General features: G+C 44.0%; 11 protein-coding genes. 5 read left to right on the forward strand and 6 right to left on the reverse strand.

Annotated features, from left to right (window positions below; all coding sequences use genetic code 11):
- Positions 1-378: 378 nt before the first annotated feature.
- Both ACEW8S_RS02490 and ACEW8S_RS02495 read right to left on the reverse strand, forming a co-directional pair.
- The gene (locus ACEW8S_RS02490; RefSeq protein WP_373516605.1) at positions 379-942 is read right to left on the reverse strand and encodes a mannonate dehydratase; all 564 of its coding nucleotides are present in this window, start codon (positions 940-942) and stop codon (positions 379-381) included.
- Between the two features lie 116 nt (positions 943-1,058).
- A complete protein-coding gene (locus tag ACEW8S_RS02495) occupies positions 1,059-1,268 on the reverse strand; it encodes a hypothetical protein (RefSeq protein WP_373516606.1) in 210 nt (69 codons plus the stop codon).
- A gap of 494 nt (positions 1,269-1,762) precedes the next feature.
- Between ACEW8S_RS02495 and ACEW8S_RS02500 the strand changes: the two genes are divergently transcribed.
- A complete protein-coding gene (locus ACEW8S_RS02500) occupies positions 1,763-1,912 on the forward strand; it encodes a hypothetical protein (RefSeq protein ID WP_373516607.1) in 150 nt (49 codons plus the stop codon).
- A gap of 460 nt (positions 1,913-2,372) precedes the next feature.
- Here the strand turns inward: ACEW8S_RS02500 and ACEW8S_RS02505 are convergent, their stop codons facing one another.
- Positions 2,373-2,627 carry a tyrosine-type recombinase/integrase gene (locus tag ACEW8S_RS02505; RefSeq protein WP_373516614.1) on the reverse strand — a complete coding sequence of 85 codons (255 nt, stop codon included), beginning with the start codon at positions 2,625-2,627 and terminating at the stop codon, positions 2,373-2,375.
- Positions 2,579-3,553: a phage integrase SAM-like domain and Arm DNA-binding domain-containing protein gene (locus ACEW8S_RS02510; RefSeq protein WP_373516615.1), complete on the reverse strand. Its 975-nt coding sequence runs from the start codon at positions 3,551-3,553 to the stop codon at positions 2,579-2,581. The genes ACEW8S_RS02505 and ACEW8S_RS02510 overlap by 49 nt, the downstream gene beginning before the upstream one ends.
- Positions 3,554-3,924: 371 nt before the next feature.
- Between ACEW8S_RS02510 and ACEW8S_RS02515 the strand changes: the two genes are divergently transcribed.
- The gene (locus ACEW8S_RS02515) at positions 3,925-5,739 is read left to right on the forward strand and encodes an FAD/NAD(P)-binding protein (protein ID WP_373516608.1); all 1,815 of its coding nucleotides are present in this window, start codon (positions 3,925-3,927) and stop codon (positions 5,737-5,739) included.
- Between the two features lie 11 nt (positions 5,740-5,750).
- Positions 5,751-6,569, forward strand: coding sequence for an MOSC domain-containing protein (locus tag ACEW8S_RS02520; RefSeq protein WP_373516609.1), 819 nt, complete (start codon positions 5,751-5,753; stop codon positions 6,567-6,569).
- Positions 6,570-7,296: 727 nt separating this feature from the next.
- On the opposite strand, the gene ACEW8S_RS02525 is transcribed toward ACEW8S_RS02520, so the two are convergent.
- Positions 7,297-7,605, reverse strand: a complete 309-nt coding sequence (locus ACEW8S_RS02525) for a hypothetical protein (RefSeq protein WP_373516610.1) — start codon at positions 7,603-7,605, stop codon at positions 7,297-7,299.
- Positions 7,606-7,629: 24 nt separating this feature from the next.
- Between ACEW8S_RS02525 and ACEW8S_RS02530 the strand changes: the two genes are divergently transcribed.
- Together ACEW8S_RS02530 and ACEW8S_RS02535 are read left to right on the forward strand one after the other, a co-directional pair.
- Complete coding sequence (locus ACEW8S_RS02530; protein WP_373516611.1) at positions 7,630-8,661, forward strand: transposase; 1,032 nt, start codon at positions 7,630-7,632, stop codon at positions 8,659-8,661.
- Positions 8,662-8,807: 146 nt separating this feature from the next.
- Entirely contained in the window at positions 8,808-9,914 is a 1,107-nt protein-coding gene (locus ACEW8S_RS02535) for a ScyD/ScyE family protein (RefSeq protein WP_373516612.1), read from the forward strand.
- A 649-nt stretch (positions 9,915-10,563) separates the two neighbouring features.
- On the opposite strand, the gene ACEW8S_RS02540 is transcribed toward ACEW8S_RS02535, so the two are convergent.
- Positions 10,564-10,865 (reverse strand): hypothetical protein (locus ACEW8S_RS02540; RefSeq protein WP_373516613.1); only part of this gene is annotated, 302 nt, incomplete at its 5' end.

Here is a 10,865-nt window from a genome sequence, read left to right on the forward strand (position 1 = left end):
TAATTTAAGGATTACTTCGGCAGGGGTGTTTTCGACAATGGCATAGTCCCATGGAATCAGGGAAACTTCCCCATGTTGCCCCAATCGGGCTCCGCGATAATCCATAGGTGGACTGTTCGGTAAAATTTCCTGCCATCCCCCCGTAATAATAATCCTCAAATTGATTAGTAGTACTTCGATCTTGGGAGAACACTTCGGCCGGATTAATAATATCCTTATCCAATTTGAGCATCAGGTCAATGCCGACCGGTTTATAGACAAACTTAAAAATGTCGCTACCCCGCCCCGCCAAAATCCCGATTTTCAGGAATTCATTCTCCATAAAAATGACCTTTATATTGTTGTAGGTCCATTTGTCGTTTATGCTACACATATCGCTCATATAGTATCGATCAAAGCTTTCATATAGCCCATGGCATAGGCCATACTGGCGTGCCAAGGGGCATCGCAGGTCATTGCAGGACTGGGGTCGGGAATTAAAATGCCAGGGTAGTCGTTCTTCTTTAGAATACGGATGGCCGCTGCCATATCCAAATCCTCTTCATCCACAAAAACTTCACGATAATAGGGGACCTTTCCCTTGACGTTCCTAAAATCGATATAACCAATTTTGCCAAGAGCGCTGTACCTATCCAAGGTTTGGAGCACATCACCATCTTTCATCTCTTGTAACGTTCCCATACATAATTCGAAGCCGTTGCTCGGACTATTGGAAATCTCCAACAACTTTCCATATTCGGCTATGCTGTAAAAAAGCCGGGCGGAACTACGAAGTTCGGGCATGGGCGGGTCATCGGGATGCGCTACCATTTTTATACCGTTTTCCTCGGCAACGGGCAGAACCTTGTTTAAAAACCAAAGGATTCTATCCCACATTTCCTTTCGTGAAATGTTGGCAGATTCCCATCCCCAGACCCCGGAAATACTAAAATAATACCCCATTATGGGAATACCTAGATTACCAAGTATATCTTAGGTCATCCATCTGTTCGTTACGCTTCGGGCCATCCAATAAAATATCGAACCAGTGCGACGGGTCAAAGTTTTTCAATAGCTTCTCAGATAAGACCATGGGATTCGAATTCCTTTTTCAATCTGGCGAGGTCATCGTATTCCCAGAGATTTCCTTGGTTCTCGGTAGTTCCCCAACCGTTCAAATAGTTCTCTCCCAAAGTCGAATTATTCCCCTCTTTCATATAATTGACCAACTGCACCACCAAATGGGTCGCTCCCGCTTGCCGGGCGAAGTCAAAATTAGTACTGTTCAAAAGACTTTTGTAGAGTCCAAGTCCTATATTTGGGAATAGAGGGTTGGGTATTGATTATACATCGCAATTTAGTATAAAAACTTAAAATTTTGAAATTAATGTATCATTCTGAGAAGAAATCTATCGTCTTTTGGCGAAGACTTTAGTATTTCCCTTCCAACTTTAAGTTTCCTTGTGCAAAGGTTAGGGCCGTTCAAGATTGTGCTGGCATAGAGCAAATGGCGGCACGGAACAGTTCTTTAATCGATTTTAGGCGAAACCCAAACTCATCGGTCTTTGGCCGATGGTAATTTAGTTTAGGATCTGCTAATTTTCCGAGGATCATTTGTTCTATGCGGCGGGAGGTTCACGGATATTTGGGCTTCCGAACGCAGTACTGGTGCACGATTGTTGGGCGAGCCATTTCCGCACCTCGTTCGGGATGCACCAATATTTGTACCGCGCACCTGTTGCGCAAACTGGTGTACTTCACCGAACCCTACGCCTCGTAGTGGGTGACGGAGTTCGGGGAACTGATCTACCGTGGCCTGAGGCTCAAGAAAAAAATCGATCCCGAAGGATATGAGGCCCAGCTTACCGAAAGGAATGGGATAAAGGAAAAAATGTCGGCCCTTCTGGATAGGCCGCTGCCAGAAAAAACCTAAAGACCTTGGGACGTTTCATAAACGGATGATAAAATACGGGGACTACGTCTTGGGCGTCTTTAAAACTATCGCTAACTTACTACCTGAACTTACAAAATACGAAATAGCGATAATGAAATGTTAGAATCCATCATAACTACGTCACGATGTCGCGGTGGAATAGCCATTGGGTGGCTATTGGCCTTCCAGCCAGCAGTAGTTTGATTTTTACAAAGATAATGAACACAAAGATTCGGCAATAAAAAGTAAATATTGCCAAATCTTTGTGACTGGGTTAGAGTTAGACGTTTTAGCAAATCGAATAATTTCCTAACCTTAAGAATGTCTGTATCCGGTGCTGTTTACTAGAATAAATAGAGGGAAAACGACCCGTTCTTATGGCACTTTTCTTAAAACTTTCATTGGTCATTGATCAATATCGTCAATAGTTACTTTGGAGACTATTACTTTGTTCAAATTTCTACAGTAGTAATTCAATCGCTTGATCTAGTACGGAATTCTCCAGACTTTTCAGGTAACCTTGTGTTATCCTAATATCCTTATGACCAAGAGCTTCACTTATCACATCGGTTGCTACGCCCATTTGTTTTAACGAGTTCGCAAAACTGTGTCTCGCCACATAACGGGTTACCTTAGCATCGATTTCACAAAAGAATGCGATTTCCTTTAAATCCTGATTGTATTTTTTTCGGGTTTTTTTCTTGCGATGCTCGATTGAATTGGTGTCATATCATCCCTTAATAGAATTGGAAATACATATTTGGTGCCCAATGTATTTTTCTTGTAGTAATCCAATATTTTTCTAACCGGAGGAAGAATAGTTATGCTGAAATTACCCTTTGATTTGGAATGCGTATAGAGAATCTTTTTGTGCCCCACTTGGGACCATTCCAATAGCATTTCGTCCGTGAAGTTCATTCCACGGGTATAGAAGCTAAAAACAAAATAATTGTGGCTGTCGATTAGGTGGGAATACTCGGTTGGATCCCATTGTATAATTTTCATCACATCAAAATAATCAAGTGCGATTTTGTTGGGGTCGCTTTTCAACTTGGAAATTTTATATTTTTTGAACGGATAGTACTGGATCGACGTTATGTCTCTATCGATAGCTTTATTGAATATTGTTCTTATACAGCGCATACGGATACTGATTCCCCCGTTCGTGCCACCACGTGACCTTAAGTGATTTTCGTATTTCGAGAGAAAAGTAAAATTGATTTGTTGAAACTCGAGCTTGGTGCTACCATTGAATTTTTTAAGTGCTTTTAAACTTTCGTCGTGTATTGTTGCATCACCAGTTCTGCCGGCAGATTTGAGCTCCTCTATTATTTCGTCCCAGAAATAGAAGAAATTTTTGACTATATATTTTGGTTTTGCGGTCGATACAAAAGCTCCTTCAAAATCCAATAGCGAAAAATCTTCATTTTTATATTCAAGATCGGCATAAACTTTTAAGGCACGATCCTTGAATTTTAGAAGTACACGATTACTTTGAATGTGATTTGAATATTTCTTGGTAAACTGTTCTGATTTTTCGTCAAATTCTTCAGGCAAGGCATGAAAAATTGTTTTGAAGAACTTAGATTTCCTATTTTTGGTTACACGAATCCGGATAGGATAAGTTGCTAAGATAGGGATACATCAAGCTGTATTACTCGGGGTCATGTCCTCCACATGCTTATTTTCCAACTTCTTCATCCTCGCAAATTTTTTAAGGATTTTTTTCCTTTTTGAATCTTCCATGATTATAGTTTTGGTTGAGCATCTAATGTGTAAAATCCTTATGGATTATAACATATTTTCAGAGATTAAGGTCGAATCAGAATCCTGCAATTTATTTTTCCGGTAAAAGAATGGTAGTTTAGTATAAGGGATAAAGTGTTCAATAGCTTTCGATTTAGAATTATAGGAGGCCAAAATTTTAGCTTTAAGGTCAATAGTAATAGGATATTGCATTAATTACGTCAAAACACTTGTCTAATTTTGATTTCCAAAACCGAAATGTCCCTATGAAACAAAATCGCTTGGCACTCATCGGTTCGGGAGCCACCGCTATTTATCTTTTGAAACACATCAAGGATAACTTAGAAGTACTTAAGAACGAAATCCAGAGCATAACTATTTTTGAACGGGGAGGCTATCTGGGTATGGGTATGCCATATAGCCCGGAAACTACCGACATTTACAACCTTGCCAATATATCCTCGGAGGAGATTCCCGAGCTCCCTAAAGCATTCGCCGATTGGTTGCGGGAACAGGACAGCTCCGTTCTCTCGGAACTGAACGTAACGGAGCTTCCCATCGACGAGTCGGAGGTATATAGCAGATTGGCACTGGGCTCCTATCTACGGGAGCAATACCTGACCCTTATCCATAAGTTGGAAAGCGGGGGAATCCATATCGAGGAAGTACCGGGAACAGAGGTCCGGGATATTGAATTCCTTACGGATAAACAACGTGTTGCGGTCAAGACCGAGAATGGGGTTCACCATGATTTTTCTAAGGTCGTTATCGCCACCGGACACGCTTGGAAAGAAGAGGACAGACCGAAAAAAGGATATTATGGCTCACCTTGGCCCATTCATAAACTATTACCAAAGGAAGGAGAACCGTTTAATTTTACAATTGGTACCCTTGGAGCTTCCCTGAGCGCCTTCGACGTAGCGACCTCCCTTGCGCACCGTCACGGAAAGTTCTTCAAAAACGGTAAAGAGCTGACTTATCATCTTCGCAGCGATGCGCAAAAATTCAAGGTCGTCATGCATTCTGCCGAGGGCTGGCTCCCCCATCTGCAGTACGAACAGGAGGAACCGATGCGCAAGATTTACCGACATACCGATAGGGAGGAATTGTTATCGATTTTGGATGCGAAGGGATTCTTAAGGATCGATACCTTTTTTGACAAGGTCTGCCGAAGTGCATTGATGGAGGCCTTGGAAAAAGATGGGCTGGGAAACAAGGCCGAGTTAATGAAAAAGGCAGATTTTGGATTCGGGGATTTTGTAAGGATGATGTCCGATGACCATGAATATACCGATTCCTTCGAGGGCATGAAGAAGGAAATGATTGCGGCACGAGACTCCGTACTGAACAATAGGCCGATTCATTGGAAGGAGACATTGGACGACCTGATGTATTGCCTGAATTTTCATGCCGAGCTTTTGCCGGCCGAGGATTATCTATTTTTCCAAAAAGAGGTAATGTCGTTTCTAATGAACGTTATCGCGGCATTGCCCCTTTCATCGGCCGATATCCTTCTGGCGCTGCACGATGCAGGCTGTATCGAACTGATTCCTGGAAGAGTCGAGGTACAGGAGGACGCCCCCACTGATGGGAAAACACGGATAAAGGTCGAAGCAAAAGATGGATCGGCCGAAACGATGCAATATACGATGTTCATCAATTGTGCAGGCCAGAAGAGCATACAGTTGGAAGATTTTCCATTTGTTTCGCTGGTACGTATGGGAAATTTACGGAAGGCCAGGGCGGAATTTGAGAGCGAGGACATCCTCATAGAACTTCGGGAGACTTTGGATAGCGAGTCCATTTTCATGGACAAGAACCGCAGTTATATGTACACTGGCGGAATAGATGTAGATGCTTCCTACCGCATCATCGGGAAGGATGGCCTTCCGAACGATAGGATTATGGATATTACCTTTACGCATACCTCGGGCATCCGACCCTACTCATACGGACTTCAGGCCTGTAACGCAACCAGTAAAATTTTGGTAGAGTCCTGGATTCTGGCGTTAGGGGAAAATACTCGGTTCGTTGCCGATATCGAGAATATGACGGAAATGTTCGATGAAAATGAACTTTAAGAAACCTTACATTGGCCACAATTGTTACCGATATTTATGAGTATCCCCTAAAGTCCTCAAAAGGTAATAGATTGAAACGTGCCGAAATAGGCCTATCGGGCCTAAAGAATGATCGGAAGGTGGCCGTAATCGATAACGGGAACAGAATTATAACCGGTAGGGATTTCCCGGAACTGGTACGGATAAGTTCTGAAATAAAGAACGGTAGGCTTATATTGAAATCACCTGATGAAGTAAGTATCCCCGTAATCTTATATTCCGATTATGCCGATAAAACAGCTACCCTGTTCGGAAAAAAAGTGGCCGGTGCGGTTTTGACCGGTGATTCATCACAGTGGATATCAGACGTGCTAAAGGGCAACTTCAGGTTAATCTATTTTGCCGCAGGTTCTGGTCCATTGGTAGGAAATAGACTGAGAAAAAAAGAGCCTTGCACAACCTATGTAGATTCCGCACCTGTCCATCTAATCAATCTCAAGACCTTGGCCTACCTTAACTCCAAGCTACCTTATAAGGTCGGACCAGAAAATTTTAGGCCCAATATCGTCGTGGATGGTGATGAACCTTTCGAGGAAGACTATTGGACGGAAATCAGTATCAACGGTTGCAGGCTTAAAGTACAAGAGCGTACCAAAAGATGTATATTCATAACAATCAATCCCAAGACCGCTTTGAAGAATCCAAACATTGAACCACTTTCGACCCTGGCCAGAATACGGAGGTCGAATAATCAGGCAATAACTTTTGGTATTGACCTTGCTCCAATTAATCAAGGCTTTATTTATGTTGGTGATAATGTAATTATAAGGAGTGCAGTGGAAGGTGAGTAAGCTATGGGTATGCTATTCTCTATGTACTCTCTGATAAATTGCAAAAATTATGCACAATTGGTAAAGCCAGCGAATCGGCTATAGTATAAAGAAGTGTCAATTTTAAAAATTAAATACGATTTAATAGCTAATGGAGATTTAAATTATAGTTTGAAAAGTTAATTCTGTACCTATTCTGTACCCATTTAATAAAAAATGCCCCCAATCTCCCGGAAGCCAGTGTCTTTACTAGTACCGGGGACTGGACTCGAAACAGCGACGTTCGAGTTATGAGCCAACTTGGTCACAACAGGTTTGAACGCAAAATATTGGAAGCTCTTTACCTTTTAGTGCAATTGAAAGGATAGATAATCGATTTTCAAAAAAAACATATAAACCATAACCTAAAAGTTTGGAATATGGCGACGACGACTTTGTTAGTTTTGTCATGTCAGGATGGGCATTCCAAAAGCTCATTTTCTCATCCAAGTTAAAAATAATAGCCTTGAGAGCGTTGGGGCCGGTTGAAAAATTTAAAATCTTCGGCAAAACAACCAAGTACCCCCTATCTAATCACCATTTTTGGGAAAATCTCTCCTGTTAAATTATTCCATGAACTGCGTGTCATAATCGTCGATTACGCTAGTTTCGAATGAATTCAAATAAGCTTGGGTCATAGATTCAGTAGTGTGTCCTAGACTATCTTGTATGACTTACTAGGAGCGCCACTGCGTTTTAATATATTCGCCTAGGTATGTCTTGCGGTATATATCGCAAATGGTGGAAGCCCTAATTCCGAAGTAATTCTTTTTAAGTAAACATTCTGCCTCTTAAGATTGTTCGTGATGGTTTCGTGAACTTGATATTTGGAATTGTCTTTTGATAAAATTGGAAAAACATAATCTTGATTTTCATTTTCAGCATTATAAAACCGAATTAAAATCTCTCTAAGAGGTGGAGTTATTTTGATAGAGAACAACTTGTCTTTGGTCTTGGCTCTGATGTAGGTAATTTGGTCAAAATCTCCAATAATGTTCTCATCTTTTATTAAGGCCATGTCCATCCAGTTCATCCCTCTCAAATGGATACCAACAAGGATTACAAGTTGGTAAAAATTTATTGTTATGTCAGTGAAAAATATGAGGACTCGCTGCAATATTCATGTCAGCGGTTCAGCAACAACAGTGAGCCCAAGCTCACGGACCAGGAAATAATGACCATATACCTGTTCGCCCTTCACTATCAGGGTATTTTCAGGATAAAGCAGATTCACCGTTTCGCAACGGGCTATCTGGGGGACTGGTTTCCCGATCTGGGCAGCTACCAGGCCTTCAACAACAGGCTCAACAGGGTTTCCCATGTCATGAACTCCCTGGTGGAGTCGCTCTGTTCGGATTTTGCCCTGGAGGATATCTCCAATGAGCTCAGCGTGCTGGACTCGATGCCGATCATTACCTGTTCCGGCAAGCGTAAGGGCACGGTGGCAAGGGAAATTGCCGATAAGGGAAATTGCTCCACCAAGGGAATGTACTATTCCGGGATGAAGCTACATGCCCTGGGGTTCTGCCGTGCGGGCGGGCTTCCACATCCGGAACAGATCATATTCACCCCTGCCTCGGTAAATGACCTGGCCCTCTACAAGCGGGCCTGGGCGGAAATATTGGGGCGCACCTTCTTCGGGAACAAGATATACAACGACAAAGGCTTTTTTCGGGATATGTCCCAAAGGTTCGGGTCTGAAATGTTGACACCGGTCAAGGCCGTCAAGGGGATGTCGGAGGTCCTGAAGAAATTCGATCGCGCCGCCAACGACCTGCATTTAAGGACATTCTCGAAGATAAGACAGCCCATAGAGTCGTTGTTCAACTGGCTCATCGAAAAAGCCGACATCCAAAAGGCGAGCAAGGTCAGGTCGACCAAAGGTCTGACCCTGCACACATACGGAAGACTGGCGGCAGCTTTTAAAACTAATATATTAACCTTGATTCGTATTATTACTTACCGTTGGTCAATTTTTTTTGATTTTTTATTTGCTGTATTCTTTAAAAACGATACCTTTATCAGGCGCTGGTCTTCAATACGTTATAGTAAGGTCCGGCCATGTGCCGACTGACATTTTGCAGTCTATTATTTCTGCTTTTTTAGAAGCACTTGTGATGGTTACTGGCTACCCCGCTACAGCTTGTTAGGAATGGTTCCATTCCAGTTTTATCCCCCTTATATCTTATTACGTTTTCATCAACCTAAATTAATGTAATTATGAAAAATCTATCGCTTTGCAGTTTACTTTTTCTATTGTTCATGTTCGTAACAGGGTGTAGTGAGGAGCCAGTGGCCACTGAGGCTCCCTCGGTCGACCCGACCGCCACCAGCACAATTAGTGCCCCTCAAGAATCGAGTACCGAGGGGTTTACCACACCGTTGTTCGGCCTTGCGACGGCACCCAACGGTAATATCTTGGTCGCAGATTCCGGCGCCGGAATTGCCAATGCCTCAGGGGTCATTGAGATACCCCTACCAGGTGTCACCGACATCGCACCCATCGGAAGCGGTTCTATGTGGGCCACCACCGGAGCCGCCGGAGGGGAGGACGGAGCTATTACCGACACCGGTCAGGGACTGCATCAGGTCTCGAACGGCAATATAAAGCTGATTGCCAACCTGTTCGCCTATGAGGAGGCGAACGATCCCGATGGCGCCGGCGTGGATTCCAACCCCTTCGGCGTCGCATCCCTTGGGGGCAATGCCGCGCTGGTTACCGATTCAGGGGGCAACGACCTGCTTCGCGTGGATAAACAGGGTAATATCGAGGTTATTGCCTTGTTCCCCGATGAGCTGGTGTCAACGGCCAATCTCAAGAGCCTGGTCGGGTGTCCCAATCCCGACTTCGCATCCATCTGCGACCTTCCGGAGATGATACCTGCCCAGGCCGTTCCTACCTCTGTTGCGGTGGGATCCGACGGGTACTACTATGTTGGCGAACTCAAAGGTTTTCCGGCCCCTGCAGGCGAATCGAACATCTGGCGGATTTCGCCCGATGCTTCGGGGGAGGAGTGTGGGACCGGCGCGCGCAGTGAGAAGTTGTTCGACGGTGGCTTCACCTCGATCATAGATTTGGTGTTTTGCGAAGACGGGAAGCTTTACGTCGCCGAACTTGATGAGCTGAGCTGGTTTGCCGTTGAGGTACTCGGGGGAGGAGTTGGAGGCACGATCAGCGCCATTGATCTTGCTACACTGGAGGTGGAGGTCGTGGCTTCCGAAATCCCGGGTCTCACAGGAATCACGTTCGGGAAAGACGGAACCCTTTGGGCAATAACAAACGCCCTGAACCCGGAGCTGGCCGAGGTTATTGAGATTCCAAGGTAGTTTTTGGCAAGCTGTCATACCAGCATGTCAACCCCGTCCCTTTTCATTGCACAAGGCGTCTTGGGTAAGAACCGTTTTAATAGTTCTTGTACGTCGTTGGCAAACGTTCATTCTTTATAGGGTTAACACCTCGAGGTTTGCCTCGCTAGAAAGGCACTTTCTCCGAAGAATACCTTTTGAAGCAGTCGATATCGAGCATTTTGGCCAGCTCGCGACGGGTCTCGTTGACGATGTTGTAGTTGTCCGGCCGTTCGGCAACCAACGTAGATGACTCAGAAAAGCTGCCGCTGAGGTTCCCCAGGTCGCTCCACAGAAACGGGCGAAAAAGACATCGAACTGTATCTCTTGGTAGATAAGTCCCATAAAACGTTAGTTCTATGGGACTTTTTAAAAAATCGGTTGTAACGCTTAATAACCAAATTAGTTCAGCTTATCTCCCAAGCAAGTATACCGCATAACAAAAATTGATCAGGATTACAAAATACTCGGTTTTAGGATCTCGGGATTCATTATAGCTATCCTCGTTGCGCATATACATTATCAGTTCATTGGACCTTTTCTATCTCTCCATGCCCCACTTGTTATGTTCCTGTTTATCTTTTCACTGCATCCATTTCTCATAAAAAGGGGGAAAAGGCGTATTCTTTGGTCAGAAGGCCAAACTCAAGGCAAAATTGAACCGTCCTCCCTCATCGGTCGTAAAATAGGCCAAGTTTGCGATGGTAAAACCGGCAATGTTAAAATAGAGTCCACCTCCTGGACAATTGTGCCATTTTCCGGAACCATCGCTGGCCAACCACACCCTATCATAATCAAACCCTCCGTACATACCGTAAGAAATCGGAATGATGGAGTTACGGATCCTACCCAGCGATACTCTTACATCGAAGCTTTGGACAAACGAGGATTTCCCGCTAAAACGCTGTTGTCGAAAACCGCGTAGCCCATCCT

This window comes from Pricia sp., from assembly GCF_041745955.1.
Classification (GTDB): Bacteria; Bacteroidota; Bacteroidia; order Flavobacteriales; family Flavobacteriaceae; genus Pricia.